Below are 15,661 nucleotides of genomic sequence, written 5' to 3'. Positions count from 1 at the left end.
TATGGGACTTTTTTTCTATACTCAAAAAGGCTCCATAATCTCTACAGTGGATTTACCCACTACAGAAATTATAGAGCCAGCTTTTCGTTGATTGCCTTGCTTGATTTGATTTTTGTTTGAAAATTATTTTAAAAAGGGTTAAAATAGTAGGGTAAAAATAGATAGGAGGCTGTCATGGCGTTTTCTGACATAAAGTTATTTGCCCTTAGTTCCAATCAAAAGTTAGCGACTAAGGTTGCAAAGAAAATGGGGATTTCTTTAGGGAAGTCTACTGTTCGTCAATTTTCAGATGGTGAAATTCAAGTCAATATTGAAGAGTCTATTCGCGGGAGACATGTATATATTCTTCAATCAACTAGTTCTCCAGTGAATGATCATTTAATGGAGATTTTAATTATGGTAGATGCCTTGAAGCGGGCATCTGCAGAGTCAGTAAATGTCGTTATTCCTTATTATGGTTATGCACGTCAGGATCGTAAAGCACGTGCGCGCGAACCAATTACCTCTAAATTGGTTGCAAATATGTTAGAGATTGCAGGTGTTGATCGATTATTGACAATTGATTTGCATGCAGCACAGATTCAAGGTTTTTTTGATATTCCAGTGGATCACTTGATGGGGGCACCTCTGATTGCAGACTACTTCGAGCGTCGTGGGATGGTTGGAGATGGGTATGTGGTGGTATCTCCTGACCATGGTGGTGTTACGCGTGCACGTAAGTTGGCACAATTCTTAAAGACGCCGATTGCGATTATTGACAAACGTCGCAGTGTCGATAAGATGAATACATCTGAAGTGATGAATATTATCGGAAATATCGAAGGCAAGACTTGTATCTTAATTGATGATATGATTGATACGGCAGGAACAATTTGCCATGCAGCTGATGCTTTAGCGGAGGCTGGCGCAGTAGAAGTGTATGCTTCATGTACCCACCCTGTCTTGTCCGGACCTGCCATGGAAAACATCCAAAATTCTGCAATTAAGAAATTGGTCGTACTGGATACAATTGAAATTCCTGAGGAGCGTTTAATCGATAAGATTGAGCATATTTCGACAGCAGACCTATTGGCTGAAGCAATCATTCGGATTCATGAAAAACGCCCATTGTCTCCTTTGTTTGAGACAGTTAAGGACAAATAAGAAACGTGGGGTTAGGGTTTGAGCCAGTTCTACTTCTTTAGAGGGTATATCAATAACTAAAAATGAGGAATTGTTGACGAACTCTTTTAGTCTATTAACGCATCTAATATAGTTGTTTCGTTTCCTTTTAGTACTAGGCAAGGAGCTGCAGGCTGCTTCAACAGTCTAATGACTATTGAAGGTTGGAAATCATACTGACGATAGTCAGTAACAATCGTAGAGTACGGCAAAGCGGGTTCCAATCATCTAGTAGATGATTGGAAGTTGGAAATAGAGAAACGGAGTTTCCACAATTCATCTAGCAGATGATTGGAAGTTGGAAATAGAGAAACGGAGTTTCCACAATTCATCTAGCAGATGATTGGAAGTTGGAAATAAGGAAACGAAGTTTCCACAATCGTCGAAGTAATAAAAGTTAAACTAAATGAGTATACAACTTATTTTTGAGACAGTAGCCATTGACAGGCAGCTGTCTTATTTTTTGATTTGTGGGGTTCTTTTTCGCTCCATTCTTTATGTTGTAAACTTTTTCTTAACTGAAAATAGTGGTATAATGTGTTATAGCAATCTATTTTATAGTCATTCAGTCTCTATCTAAGGGGAGCTGTAATAGGCGAAAACCGAAATATTTTTGTCTTTTTTATGACGGTAACGATCGAGAAAAGTTTATTTCTTCATTTCTAACGTCCAAGTTCATTATTGGAAGTCGGTTCGTTGTACTGGAAGACTATAAGTGTATGAGTAAATAGAGAGGGGATAGATGAAGTTACATCATCGTTTTAATCGGAATTTGCATCGGATTGAAGTGTCAATGATTCGGCAGTTTGATCAAGCGATTTCAGATATTCCGGGTATTTTAAAGTTAACCTTGGGAGAACCTGATTTTACAACACCAGATCATGTGAAAGAAGCAGCAAAAGTGGCGATTGATGCAAATCAGAGCCATTATACAGGCATGGCAGGATTACTTGAACTGCGACAAGCAGTCGCAGCATTTGTCGCTGAAAAGTACCATGTATCCTACAATCCTGCAAATGAAATTTTGGTTACAATCGGTGCGACCGAGGCCTTGTCTGCTAGCTTGGTAGCGATTTTGGAGCCGGGAGATACAGTCTTGTTGCCAGCGCCTGCCTATCCGGGCTATGAGCCCATCGTCAATATGGTAGGGGCAGATATTGTGGAGATTGATACAACAGAAACTGGCTTTGTCTTGACACCTGAGATGTTGGAACAAGCGATTATTGAACAGGGAACCAAACTCAAGGCAGTCATTTTGAATTATCCTGCGAATCCGACAGGAGTGACCTATTCTCGCAAGCAAATCCAAGCGTTTGCAGAGGTTTTGAAGAAATATCCTATTTTTGTCTTATCAGATGAGGTATATGCAGAGTTGACCTATACAGGTGAGCCCCATGTATCCATTGCAGAGTTTTTACCAGAACAGACGATTTTGATTCAAGGGTTATCTAAATCGCACGCCATGACAGGTTGGCGGATTGGCTTTATCCTGTCTTGTGCGGAGGTGATCAGTCAAGTGATCAAAAGCCATCAGTACTTGGTAACAGCAGCAGCAACGCCCATGCAGTACGGTGCTTTAGAGGCTCTACAGAAGGGAAAAGATGATGCTCTTCCCATGCGTCAAGAATATGTTAAACGCAGGGATTATCTAATCGAGAAGATGACGGCACTGGGTTTTAAAATCATCAAGCCAGATGGAGCATTTTATATCTTTGCTAAGATTCCAGATGGTTATCCTCAAGATTCCTTCCATTTTTTAGAGGAATTTGCTCGTAAAAAAGCTGTTGCCTTTATCCCTGGTGCTGCCTTTGGTCAGTATGGAGAGGGCTATATTCGGATTTCTTATGCAGCTAGCATGGAGACGATTGAACAGGCGATGGTGCGATTGAAAGAATTTATGGCAGACTATGGAACGGATTGAAACAAGTGGCATCGTTCTCTATAATCGAGACTTTCGTGAAGCGGATAAATTGGTCAAAATTTTTACCGAGCAGGCTGGGAAACGAATGTTTTTCGTGAAACATGCTGCTCAATCAAAATTGACTGCTGCAATTCAGCCCTTAACCTATGCAGATTTTATTATCAAAATCAATGATGATGGTCTGAGCTATATCGAGGATTTTCATCAGATTCAGCCCTTTCGACAGCTGAATCAAGATATTTTTTGTTTGAGTTATGCAACTTATGTTCTTGCCCTGACGGATGCCTGCGTCCAGGACAAGATACAGGATCCAGCCTTGTTTACTTTCTTGGTCAAGACCTTGGAGCTGATGGAAGCGGGATTGGATTATGAGATTTTGACCAATATTTTTGAAGTACAGTTGCTGGGGCGATTTGGAGTACTGTTGAATGTGCATGAATGTGCCTTTTGTCATCGGGTGGGATTGCCTTTTGATTATTCTTATAAGTATGCAGGGGTACTATGTCCACAACACTATCATGAAGATGAGAGGCGGATGCATCTTGATCCCAATGTGCTCTATTTGATTGATCAGTTTCAGGCGATTTCCTTTGAGGAATTGGAGCGGATTTCAATTAGGGATGAGATGAAAGGTAAGTTACGGATTTTTATTGACCAACTCTACGATGAGTATGTCGGTATTCATCTGAAAGCAAAGAAATTTATTGATAATCTGTCTTCTTGGGGGCAGTTAATGAAACAAACAGAAAATGAGGAATCAAAATGAAACGTATAGCTGTTGATGCAATGGGGGGAGATCACGCTCCACAGGCAATTATAGAAGGTGTCAATCAGGCACTGGCAGCCTTTTCTGATATTGAAATTCAATTGTATGGAGATGAGGCAAAAATCAAGCCTCTTTTGACTGAGATGGATCGTGTCTCCATTATTCATACAGAAGAGAAGATTGAATCAAACGATGAACCTGTCAAGGCTATTCGTCGCAAGAAAAATTCTTCGATGGTGCTTGCGACTAAGGCGGTTAAGGCAGGGGAGGCGGATGCTATCTTGTCGGCTGGAAATACAGGGGCACTTCTTGCTGCAGGTGTCTTTGTCGTCGGGCGTTTAAAGCAAATCGATCGTCCAGGCTTGTTGTCAACCTTACCCACAATGGATGGTCAAGGTTTTGACATGATGGATTTGGGAGCCAATGCAGAAAATACGGCTCATCATTTGCATCAGTATGCCATTTTGGGATCTTTTTATGCTCAATATGTCCGCGGAATTTCCCGTCCACGCGTCGCCTTATTGAACAATGGAGCAGAAGAATCAAAAGGCACCCCTGTTCATAAGGAAGCCTATGACTTGCTTTTAGGAGATAAATCGATTCATTTTATCGGGAATATCGAAGCGCGTGAGCTATTAAATGGTGTTGCAGATGTGGTCGTGACGGATGGCTTTACGGGAAATGCAGTGCTCAAAACCATTGAAGGAACGGCAAAAAGTATCCTTAGCCAGCTAACTTCGACGATTAAACATGCCGGTTTGTTGGCTAAAATTGGTGGTCTTCTCCTAAAGCCAGCCCTAAAATCTGCTCTTGGAGCGCTTGACTATAAAAAAGCAGGCGGAGCAGTGCTTTTGGGCTTAAAAGCTCCTGTCATTAAGGCACATGGTTCAAGTGATGCAGTAGCGATTTATCACACAATTTGCCAGATTCGGACGATGCTAGAGGCAGCTATTGTTGAGAAGTCGGTTGAACATTTTTCACATGAGGGGGAAAGGCATGACTAAGGAAGAGATCTATCAGCGGATTGAAGAAATTCTCATCGAGGAAAAGGGAGAAGACTTGCTCATTCGTCCGGAATTGGTGGTTCAGGAAGAACTAGCAGAGGATTCTGTCGAAATCATGGAGCTTGTTTTGACCTTGGAAGATGAATTTCATATTATGATTTCAGATGAAGCGATTGAAGAGTTTGAAACATTGGCAGACATTGTCGATTATATTGAGCAATATAAGGGTTCATCAGAATTCTAGAAAAGGAGACGATAGGCAAAAATCCACAAGAGTAGATGCTAAAAAAGGTAGTTGATTCTTATTTCAACTGCCTTTAATTGCGTTTTCTCACTCATTTAGAAAAGTAGTCTATATAAACTAAAATACCATAGTTTTCATACAATAGATAAAATCAGGAAAACGTTCGTCTTTTGACCTAGGTTTTTTCTTTTATACGCCTATATCATCGACATTGACTTGAATAAACGAATATTATATGCTAAAATATAGCGAAACATTAAAAAACAAAAGCAAAGGCGAACGATATTATGAAGCAATCATTGTTATATTCGGGAAAAGCTAAGGATATTTATTCAACAGAGAATGATGAATTGATTATCTCCTGCTATAAGGACCAGGCGACAGCCTTTAATGGTCTGAAAAAGGAAGAAGTAATCGGCAAGGGACGGCTGAATAATCAGATTTCGGCTTTGATTTTTGAAAGATTAAACCGAGCAGGTATTGCAACCCACTTTGTCGAAAAATTGTCAGATACAGAGCAATTGAACAAAAAGGTTACGATTATTCCGCTTGAAGTAGTGTTGCGGAACTATACGGCAGGTTCCTTTTCGAAACGCTTTGGTGTAGCAGAAGGGATTCGTCTAGAGCAGCCAATTGTGGAATTTTACTACAAAAAAGATGAGTTGGATGATCCTTTTATCAATGATGAACATATCGCCTTTTTAGGCTTAGCAACGGCAGAAGAAATCGCCTATATTCAGGAAGAAACAAGAAGCATCAATCGCTTGCTAAGTGCTTGGTTTGCTGACATTGATTTGACCTTGATTGATTTTAAGTTGGAATTTGGTAAGGATAAGGACGGGAAGATAATCTTGGCAGATGAATTTTCACCAGATAACTGCAGACTTTGGGATGCTGATGGCCATCATATGGATAAGGATGTCTTTCGTCGTGGTCTTGGAGAGATGACAGATGTCTATCAAATTGTATGGGAAAAATTACAGGAGTTGGACTAAGATGAACAAACGAATTTTTGTTGAGAAAAAAGCAAGTTTTCAGATTAAATCAGAGAGTTTACTGCGTGAATTGCAGGAACGATTGAGGGTTACAAGTTTGACCAGTTTGCGCTTGATACAGGTCTATGATGTCTTTGGCTTGGATGAAGCCTTATTAGCCCTGGCTGAGGAGCGGATTTTTTCAGAGAAGGTGACGGATACCCTCTTGGCTGACAGTGAGGTAGCAGATGGTCTTGCAAGTAGCCGCTTCTTTGCTATTGAGGCACTTCCTGGTCAATTTGACCAACGAGCAGCAAGCAGTCAAGAAGCCCTCTTTCTCTTGGGAGCTAATAGCGGTGTGACAGTGAAGACAGCCCAGCTCTACCTTTTAAATGCAGATGTGAGTGATGAGGATTTTGTGGCTATTCAAGCCTACTTGCTCAATCCTGTGGATTCTCGTTTCAAGGATGTGACGAAGGGCTTGGAAGAACCTGCCTTTTCGAGTTCTGATACGATGATTCCTGTGCTTGATTTTTTCAAGGATTATACTGAGGCGGATTTTGCCCAGTATAAAAAGGAGCAAGGACTTGCTATGGAAGTAGCAGATTTGCTCTTTATTCAAGATTATTTTGCTTCTATTGGTCGCTGTCCGACAGAAACAGAGCTGAAAGTTTTGGATACGTACTGGTCAGACCATTGTCGTCATACAACTTTTGAGACAGAATTACGCCAGATTGATTTTTCAGAATCAAGTTTTCAAGAACAGTTACAGGCGACCTATGAGAAGTATCTATCAATGAGAAGGGAATTGGGACGCGCGGATAAGCCACAGACACTCATGGATATGGCGACGATTTTCGGACGATATGAGCGGGCTAATGGGCGTTTAGATGACCTTGAGGTTTCAGATGAGATCAATGCCTGTTCAGTAGAAATTGCTGTAGATGTAGATGGTGTCAAAGAGCCTTGGCTTTTGATGTTTAAAAATGAAACCCACAATCATCCAACAGAAATCGAACCCTTCGGTGGAGCAGCAACTTGTATTGGAGGGGCTATTCGTGACCCGCTTTCAGGGCGTTCTTATGTCTATCAGGCTATGCGGATTTCTGGAGCTGGTGATATTACCCAACCCTTGTCTGAGACTCGTTCAGGAAAACTACCCCAGCAAGTCATCTCTAAGACGGCTGCGCATGGCTATTCTTCTTATGGAAATCAAATTGGTCTTGCAACGACTTATGTCCGGGAATACTTCCACCCAGGATTTGTGGCTAAACGCATGGAATTAGGTGCGGTCGTTGGAGCTGCTCCAAAGGAAAATGTCATCCGTGAAAAGCCAGTTGCAGGAGATGTGATTATTCTGCTCGGTGGGAAAACAGGCCGTGATGGTGTAGGTGGAGCGACGGGGTCATCTAAGGTTCAGACTGCTGCATCTGTTGAGACTGCTGGTGCGGAAGTTCAAAAAGGAAACGCGATTGAAGAGCGGAAAATCCAACGACTTTTTCGTGATAAAACGGTAACTCGCTTGATTAAGAAGTCCAATGACTTTGGGGCAGGCGGTGTCTGTGTTGCTATTGGTGAATTGGCAGATGGTCTTGAAATTGACCTAGACAAGGTGCCACTTAAATATCAAGGTTTGAATGGGACAGAAATTGCTATTTCAGAAAGCCAAGAGCGAATGGCTGTGGTTGTCTCTCCTAAAGATGTGGAGACCTTTTGTGCCTTAGCAGCTAAGGAAAATATCTTAGCTGTTCCTGTAGCAAGAGTGACTGAAACACCAAATCTTGTTATGACTTGGAGAGGGCAAAAGATTGTCGATATTGAACGTTCATTTCTTGATACCAATGGTGTACGTGTTGTGGTGGATGCAAAAGTGACTGATAGTAGGCAGGCTTTACCAGAACAAGGTCAGACTTCACCAGAGACATTAAAAGAGGATGTACAGGCTCTCTTGGCGGACTTGAATCATGCTAGTCAAAAAGGCTTGCAGACGATTTTTGATAGCTCGGTCGGTCGTTCAACGGTCAATCATCCGCTAGGTGGACGTTATCAACTCACACCGCCAGAAAGTTCCGTTCAGAAATTGCCAGTAGAGCATGGGGTGACAGAGACGGTCTCTGTCATGGCGCAAGGTTACAATCCTTTGATTGCAGAATGGTCTCCCTACCATGGAGCAGCCTATGCTGTGATTGAGGCAACCAGTCGCTTAGTGGCAACTGGCAGTAACTGGGAAAAGGCTCGCTTTTCGTATCAGGAATACTTTGAACGGATGGATAAGGAGGCAACGCGTTTTGGAAAACCTGTGGCAGCCCTCCTTGGTTCTATTGAAGCTCAGATTCAATTAGGGCTTCCGTCTATCGGTGGTAAGGATTCGATGTCTGGAACTTTTGAGGAATTGACTGTTCCTCCGACCTTGGTAGCTTTTGGGGTGACAACTTCAACTGTAGGTCGTATCCTATCGCCAGAATTTAAGGCAGCTGGTGAATATCTTTACTACATTCCAGGTTCCATGATTTCTGCGGAAATTGACTTTATGACAATCAAGGAAAATTTCAGTCGCTTTACAGAAATCCAAGATAAATACAAGATTACAGCAGCAGCAGCAGTCAAGTATGGCGGGGTGGTAGAGGCGCTATCATTGATGACTTTCGGTAATCAGATTGGGGCAAGCCTAGAGCTTGACCAGTTAGAGACGAGCTTACAAGGTCAATTAGGAGGCTTTGTCTTTACCAGTCCAGATGAGATTGAAGGGCTTTTGGCTATCGGACAGACCATCAAAGAAGCGCACCTTATCGTCAATGGTGTAGATTTACCTATTGCAGATTTGCAGGCAAGTTTTGAAGGAACCTTTGAGGGAATTTACCCGACTGTTTTTGAACAGGAGAGTCGTATGGCAGAAGTTGCACCGGTCAAGACAGACTTTATCAAAGAGAGCAAGGAAAAGGTTACTCAACCACTGGTCTATATCCCGGTCTTTCCAGGAACCAACTCTGAATATGATTCGGCTAAGGCATTTGAACAGGCAGGTGCCAAGGTACATCTTGAGCCATTTGTGACCTTGGATGAAGCTAGCCTTGCCCAGTCTGTTGAACGTATGGTTCTTTCTATTCACCAAGCGCAGATTCTCTTTTTTGCAGGTGGATTTTCAGCTGCAGATGAGCCAGATGGTTCTGCCAAGTTCATCGTCAATATCTTGCTCAATGAGAAGATCAAGGCAGCGATTGATGATTTTATCGCGCGTGGAGGTCTCATTATTGGGATTTGTAATGGCTTCCAAGCCCTTGTTAAATCAGGGCTCTTGCCTTATGGAAATTTTGAAGCAGCAGGTGAGACGAGTCCGACCCTCTTTTACAATGATGCCAACCAACATGTGGCAAAAATGGTCGAAACTCGTATTGCAAATACAAATTCTCCTTGGCTTCTTGGGGTGGAAGTTGGTGATATTCACACCATTCCAGTATCGCATGGGGAAGGAAAGTTTGTCGTGACAGAGGCAGAATTTGCAGAGCTTCGTGACAATGGGCAAATTTTTAGCCAGTATGTGGATTTTGAGGGACAAGCTAGCATGGATAGCCGCTACAATCCAAATGGCTCCTTGTATGCGATTGAGGGGATCACAAGCAAGAACGGGCAAATTATTGGAAAAATGGGGCATTCTGAACGCTATGAAGCAGGACTGTTTCAAAATATCCCGGGAAATAAGGACCAGCAATTATTTAGTTCAGCGGTAAACTTTTTTAAAGAATAATAGAGAGTCGTTAGGCTGAGATAATGATCGCTTTCCAGATACTATCTCTCCTTTCTACCAAGATATAAAAATAAGCAAGAAGGACAAGAATGACTTACGAAGTAAAATCACTCAATGAAGAATGTGGAGTTTTTGGGATCTGGGGACACCCTCAAGCAGCTCAGGTAACTTATTTTGGTTTACATAGTTTACAGCACCGTGGTCAGGAGGGAGCTGGGATTGTTTCAAATGCGAATGGGAGCCTAGAGGGTCACCGTGAGAAGGGCTTGTTGTCAGAAGTCTTTAAAAATCCAGAGGATTTGAATAAGTTAACAGGTCAGGCAGCGATTGGGCACGTTCGTTATGCGACAGCAGGAGCGGCAGATATTCGGAATATCCAGCCCTTTCTCTATAAATTTCATGATGGCGAATTTGGATTGGCCCACAATGGAAACTTGACAAATGCCATTTCTCTCCGAAAGGAATTAGAAAGACAAGGTGCTATTTTCAACGCCTCCTCGGATACGGAAATTTTAATGCACCTCATCCGCCGGAGCCATAATCCTAGTTTTATGGGGAAAATTAAGGAAGCTTTAAATACCGTTAAGGGGGGCTTTGCCTATCTGCTGTTAACAGAGGATAAGTTAATTGCTGCTTTAGATCCGAACGGTTTTCGTCCCTTGTCTATCGGACGGATGAAAAATGGAGCTTGGGTTGTTTCGTCAGAAACCTGCGCCTTTGAAGTAGTGGGGGCAGAGTGGGTCAGAGATGTCAAACCAGGTGAAGTCATTATCATTGATGATGATGGGATTCAGTATGATACCTATACAGAGGATACCCAGCTGGCTATCTGCTCTATGGAGTATGTTTATTTTGCCCGTCCTGACTCTGATATTGCAGGAATCAATGTTCATACAGCACGTAAGAATATGGGACGGCGTTTGGCTAGAGAATTTAAGCATCAGGCAGATATTGTTGTCGGAGTTCCTAATTCCTCGTTATCAGCTGCGATGGGCTTTGCGGAAGAGTCTGGTCTCCCTAATGAAATGGGGTTGGTAAAAAACCAATATACCCAACGGACCTTTATCCAACCTACTCAAGAACTCCGTGAGCAAGGAGTTCGGATGAAACTATCAGCTGTTTCGAGTGTGGTCAAGGGCAAGCGCGTGGTTATGATTGATGATTCCATCGTCCGTGGAACCACTTCGCGTCGTATTGTTCAGCTTTTGAAAGAAGCAGGAGCAGCAGAGGTTCATGTGGCAATTGGTAGCCCAGAGTTGAAATACCCATGTTTTTATGGCATTGACATTCAAACCCGTCGGGAATTGATTTCAGCCAATCATACAGCAGATGAAGTGTGCGAGATTATCGGGGCAGATAGTTTGACCTATCTATCCTTAGAAGGGTTGATTGATTCGATTGGGCTAGATACTGATGCTCCAAATGGTGGCTTATGCGTCGCTTACTTTGATGGGAAATACCCAACACCACTTTATGATTATGAAGAAGCTTATTTGAAGAGTTTGGAAGAGAAAATTAGCTTTCATATTGATCATGTTAAATAGCTTTGCGACGTCACAAGCAATAGAAGCAGAGTGTTGACAGTATATGGACGCTATTGCTAGGCTTGTCAATATCAAAGGTGGAAATGATGGTAGAAAAATTGCAGATGGTCATGGCTGATCGGTAACGACAAGTGAGAGGCTGGATTGGTTTTTCAGATAACATCTGCAATTTTAAACATCGTTTTTGATAAGTAAAAGAAAAGGAAAAAGATTATGACAAAAAATGCTTATGCTCAATCAGGTGTTGATGTGGAGGCGGGCTATGAAGTTGTTGAACGGATCAAAAAACATGTGGCACGCACCGAACGCCTGGGTGTGATGGGAGCTCTCGGTGGTTTTGGTGGAATGTTTGACCTTACAACTACTGGTATAAAAGAGCCTGTCTTGATTTCAGGTACAGATGGTGTTGGAACCAAGTTGATGTTGGCTATTAAATACGATAAGCATGATACGATTGGTCAGGATTGCGTAGCCATGTGTGTCAATGATATCGTTGCAGCAGGTGCAGAACCTCTCTACTTTCTTGACTATGTAGCGACTGGTAAGAATGTTCCAGAAAAACTGGAGCAAGTTGTTGCTGGGGTAGCAGAGGGCTGTGTTCAGGCTGGGGCTGCTCTGATTGGTGGTGAGACTGCGGAAATGCCTGGTATGTATGGTGAAGATGACTATGATTTGGCAGGTTTTGCAGTTGGTATCGCAGAGAAATCTCAGATTATTGACGGCTCAAAGGTTCAGGCTGGCGATGTTCTACTGGGGCTTGCTTCGAGTGGGATTCATTCGAATGGGTACTCTCTTGTCCGCCGTGTCTTTGCAGAGTATACAGGAGATGAAGTCCTACCTGAATTAGGTGGTCAGCCCCTCAAGGAGGTGTTACTTGAACCAACACGTATCTATGTCAAAGCCTTACTTCCCCTCATCAAGGAAAAGTTGGTACATGGAATTGCCCATATCACCGGTGGGGGCTTCATTGAAAATATTCCGCGAATGTTTGGTTCTGAATTGGCTGCCGAGATTGATGAAGACCAGATACCAGTCTTGCCCATTTTCAAAGCATTGGAGAAATATGGGGAGATTCCTCATGCTGAAATGTTTGAAATTTTCAATATGGGACTTGGCATGGTTCTAGCAGTCGCAGCAGAAGATGTGGAACGCATCAAGGAACTTTTAGACGAAGAAGTCTATGAAATTGGTCGTATGATTGAAAAAACAGGTCAAAGCGTGGTATTCAAATGAAGAAGATAGCCGTTTTTGCCTCAGGAAATGGGTCTAATTTTCAAGTGATAGCTGATCAATTTCCTGTTGAATTTGTCTTTTCGGACCATCGAGAGGCCTATGTACTGGAGCGAGCTAAAAATCTAGGTGTGACGACCTACGCCTTTGAACTCAAAGAATTTGACAATAAGGCAGCCTATGAAGCTGGAATTGTGGAGCTGTTAGAGAGGCATGCGGTTGATCTCGTGGTTCTAGCAGGCTATATGAAAATCGTCAGTCCAACCTTACTCTCTGCTTATGAAGGTCGAATCATCAATATTCATCCAGCCTATTTGCCTGAATTTCCAGGAGCTCATGGGATTGAAGATGCGTGGGAGGCAGGTGTTTCTCAAAGTGGTGTGACAGTTCATTGGGTGGATTCAGGTATTGATACTGGTCAGATTATCAAGCAGGTTCGTGTACCTCGCTTACTAGAGGACACTCTCGAAACGTTTGAAGCTCGAATCCATGAAGCGGAGTACCAGCTCTATCCGGAAGTCATAAGAGATTTGCTCACTCGTTTGTAAATTCAATCGGTATCGCAGGTTTATCGGGTGGATGAATTCCATACAGAAAATAGGAGACACCAAATGCTTACATTAAGATTGGTTGATGAAGAAAATTTCACGCAGGTTATCGATTTGACTGTGGCAGACAAAGATAAGCAGTTTGTAGCTTCTAATCTTCGCTCACTTGCGGATTGTTGGCTTTATCGGGAAAATGGAGATGTGTTTCCCTATGCTATCTATATTGCAGATGAAGTAGTCGGTTTTGCCTTGATTGATGTAGATGAAGAAGAATCTTGCTACACGATTTGGCGTTTGATGATCGATGAACATCAGCAGGGAAATGGCTATGGAAAATCTGCTGTCTTAGCCTTCATAAATCAAGCGGAAGCTCTCGGAAACTATCGTGTGATTCGGGCAGATGTTGTTAAGGGGAATCAGAAAATGTGGAACTTACTACAATCGCTAGGATTTACCATGTTTGGTCAAGATGACCGAGAAATATTTACCCGGCGACTGCTTGGTGTTTCATGAAATTGGAAATCCTCTGACTTTTGAGCTTTCCAATATGTGGAGTAGACTATTAGTTCCAAGAAATACTTGTCTGACTTTGCTATTTCAGTCATTTTTAGGAAGAGGAAGACTAGATATTTAGTCAGTATCAGTGAAGAAGAAATGGTTGTAAACCAGAAATATAAGGAGAAATCATGACAAAACGCGCACTAATCAGCGTATCTGATAAGGCGGGCATTGTAGAGTTTGCCCAAGAATTGAAAGCCCTTGGTTGGGAGATTATCTCAACAGGTGGTACGAAGACTGCTCTTGATCTTGCAGGGGTTGAGACCATTGCGATTGATGACGTGACAGGCTTTCCTGAGATGATGGACGGACGGGTCAAGACCCTGCACCCTAAGATTCACGGAGGGCTATTGGCTCGTCGTGACCTAGATAGCCATTTAGCAGCGGCACATGACCATGCGATTGACTTGATTGATTTGGTTGTTGTAAATCTTTATCCTTTTAAGGAGACGATTCTTCGTCCAGATGTTACCTATGATTTGGCGGTAGAAAATATCGATATCGGTGGTCCGTCTATGCTCCGTTCGGCAGCAAAGAACCATGCGAGCGTAACAGTTGTAGTAGATCCAGCAGACTATGCAGTAGTGGTTGATGAGCTTAAGGCAGGTGGGGAGACCACTTATGCTACACGTAAGCGTCTAGCAGCTAAGGTCTTCCGCCATACGGCTGCTTACGATGCTCTTATTGCAGCCTACTTTACAGACCAAGTGGGAGAAACCAAGCCAGAGAAGTTGACCCTAACTTATGATCTGCATCAGACCATGCGCTACGGGGAAAATCCACAGCAGGATGCGGATTTTTATCAAACAGCCATTCCAACAGCCTATTCGATTGCCTCAGCGAAGCAACTGAATGGTAAGGAGCTTTCCTTTAATAATATTCGTGATGCTGATGCGGCGATTCGGATTGTTCGTGATTTTAAGGAGCGTCCAACAGTTGTTGCCTTGAAACATATGAATCCATGCGGGATTGGGCAGGCAGATGATATTGAAACAGCCTGGGATTATGCTTATGCTGCTGATCCCGTTTCCATTTTTGGAGGGATTGTCGTCCTAAACCGTGAGGTTGATGTAGCAACGGCTGAGAAAATGCACCCTATTTTCCTAGAAATCATCATTGCACCGAGCTACTCGGCAGAAGCACTAGCTATTTTGACCAATAAAAAGAAGAACCTACGGATTCTAGAATTGCCATTTGATGCACAGGAGGCAAGCGAAGCAGAAGCAGAATACACAGGTGTGGTTGGTGGAATGCTGGTGCAAAACCAAGATGTGATCAAGGAAGATCCAGCAGACTGGCAAGTGGTGACGAAGCGCCAACCAAATGAACAGGAGGTCATCGCACTTGAGTTTGCTTGGAAGGCGATTAAGTACGTCAAATCAAATGGAATCTTGATTGCAAATGACCATATGACCCTAGGAGTTGGACCAGGTCAAACCAACCGTGTGGCTTCTGTTAAAATTGCTATTGAGCAGGCAAAGGATCGGTTGGAGGGAGCGGTTCTTGCAAGCGATGCTTTCTTCCCATTTGCAGATAATGTTGAAGAAATTGCTGCTGCAGGTATCAAGGCTATTATTCAACCTGGTGGCTCTGTCCGCGACCAAGAATCCATTGACATGGCAGATAAATATGGTCTCACCATGGTCTTTACAGGTGTGAGACATTTCAGACATTGATTTTATCGTTATTTTGTTTATACCGAAAAGTAGTCACAGCTGTAATTGGCGAAAGCCGAAACATCTGTGGCTCTTTATGGCTTGGGAGGTTGGAGAAAGACTTTTCTTGATTTCCAACTTTCCATCTGTTGCAAGCCCTATTTTCTAATTAGGAGAGCAAGTACTAAGAGTAAAATAGCAGAGGAGCTAGGGTACCTACCTGGCTTTTTTTGGGCTCTATAATTTCTGTAGTGGGTAAATCCACTGTAGAGATTATGGAGCCTTTTTGAGTATAGAAAAAAAGTCCCATA

General features: G+C 42.8%; 12 protein-coding genes. All 12 read left to right on the top strand.

The features are described from left to right. Positions 1 to 174 precede the first annotated feature (174 nt). The 12 genes from ACVPON_RS09505 (at position 175) to purH (ending at position 15,371) form a co-directional block, all read left to right on the top strand. A complete protein-coding gene (locus ACVPON_RS09505) occupies positions 175 to 1,143 on the top strand; it encodes a ribose-phosphate diphosphokinase (protein ID WP_462878388.1) in 969 nt (322 codons plus the stop codon). Positions 1,144 to 1,903: 760 nt separating this feature from the next. Further along, positions 1,904 to 3,082, top strand: coding sequence for a pyridoxal phosphate-dependent aminotransferase (locus ACVPON_RS09500; RefSeq protein ID WP_462878387.1), 1,179 nt, complete (start codon positions 1,904 to 1,906; stop codon positions 3,080 to 3,082). Then, entirely contained in the window at positions 3,069 to 3,848 is a 780-nt protein-coding gene (recO, locus tag ACVPON_RS09495; RefSeq protein WP_462878386.1) for a DNA repair protein RecO, read from the top strand. The genes ACVPON_RS09500 and recO overlap by 14 nt, the downstream gene beginning before the upstream one ends. Then, positions 3,845 to 4,852 carry a phosphate acyltransferase PlsX gene (plsX, locus tag ACVPON_RS09490; protein ID WP_462878385.1) on the top strand — a complete coding sequence of 336 codons (1,008 nt, stop codon included), beginning with the start codon at positions 3,845 to 3,847 and terminating at the stop codon, positions 4,850 to 4,852. Before recO ends, plsX begins: the two co-directional genes overlap by 4 nt. Then, positions 4,845 to 5,096 (top strand): phosphopantetheine-binding protein, encoded by a 252-nt coding sequence (locus ACVPON_RS09485; RefSeq protein WP_462878384.1) that lies wholly within the window; start codon positions 4,845 to 4,847, stop codon positions 5,094 to 5,096. The genes plsX and ACVPON_RS09485 overlap by 8 nt, the downstream gene beginning before the upstream one ends. Before the next feature lie 287 nt (positions 5,097 to 5,383). Beyond that, positions 5,384 to 6,091 (top strand): phosphoribosylaminoimidazolesuccinocarboxamide synthase, encoded by a 708-nt coding sequence (gene purC, locus ACVPON_RS09480; RefSeq protein WP_462878383.1) that lies wholly within the window; start codon positions 5,384 to 5,386, stop codon positions 6,089 to 6,091. Between the two features lies 1 nt (position 6,092). Next, positions 6,093 to 9,815, top strand: a complete 3,723-nt coding sequence (locus tag ACVPON_RS09475) for a phosphoribosylformylglycinamidine synthase (protein WP_462878382.1) — start codon at positions 6,093 to 6,095, stop codon at positions 9,813 to 9,815. An 89-nt stretch (positions 9,816 to 9,904) separates the two neighbouring features. Continuing rightward, complete coding sequence (gene purF / locus ACVPON_RS09470; RefSeq protein WP_462878381.1) at positions 9,905 to 11,359, top strand: amidophosphoribosyltransferase; 1,455 nt, start codon at positions 9,905 to 9,907, stop codon at positions 11,357 to 11,359. A gap of 213 nt (positions 11,360 to 11,572) precedes the next feature. Then, positions 11,573 to 12,592 carry a phosphoribosylformylglycinamidine cyclo-ligase gene (gene purM / locus ACVPON_RS09465; RefSeq protein ID WP_462878380.1) on the top strand — a complete coding sequence of 340 codons (1,020 nt, stop codon included), beginning with the start codon at positions 11,573 to 11,575 and terminating at the stop codon, positions 12,590 to 12,592. After that, positions 12,589 to 13,137 carry a phosphoribosylglycinamide formyltransferase gene (gene purN / locus ACVPON_RS09460; RefSeq protein WP_462878379.1) on the top strand — a complete coding sequence of 183 codons (549 nt, stop codon included), beginning with the start codon at positions 12,589 to 12,591 and terminating at the stop codon, positions 13,135 to 13,137. The genes purM and purN overlap by 4 nt, the downstream gene beginning before the upstream one ends. Before the next feature lie 63 nt (positions 13,138 to 13,200). Next, positions 13,201 to 13,650, top strand: a complete 450-nt coding sequence (locus tag ACVPON_RS09455) for a GNAT family N-acetyltransferase (RefSeq protein WP_462878378.1) — start codon at positions 13,201 to 13,203, stop codon at positions 13,648 to 13,650. Between the two features lie 173 nt (positions 13,651 to 13,823). Next, a complete protein-coding gene (purH, locus tag ACVPON_RS09450; protein ID WP_462878377.1) occupies positions 13,824 to 15,371 on the top strand; it encodes a bifunctional phosphoribosylaminoimidazolecarboxamide formyltransferase/IMP cyclohydrolase in 1,548 nt (515 codons plus the stop codon). Positions 15,372 to 15,661 lie beyond the last annotated feature (290 nt).

It is taken from the genome of Streptococcus sp. 1F3, assembly GCF_054968985.1.
The sequence above is the reverse complement of the archived record's forward strand: the minus strand, read 5'-3'. Positions and strand labels throughout refer to the sequence as shown.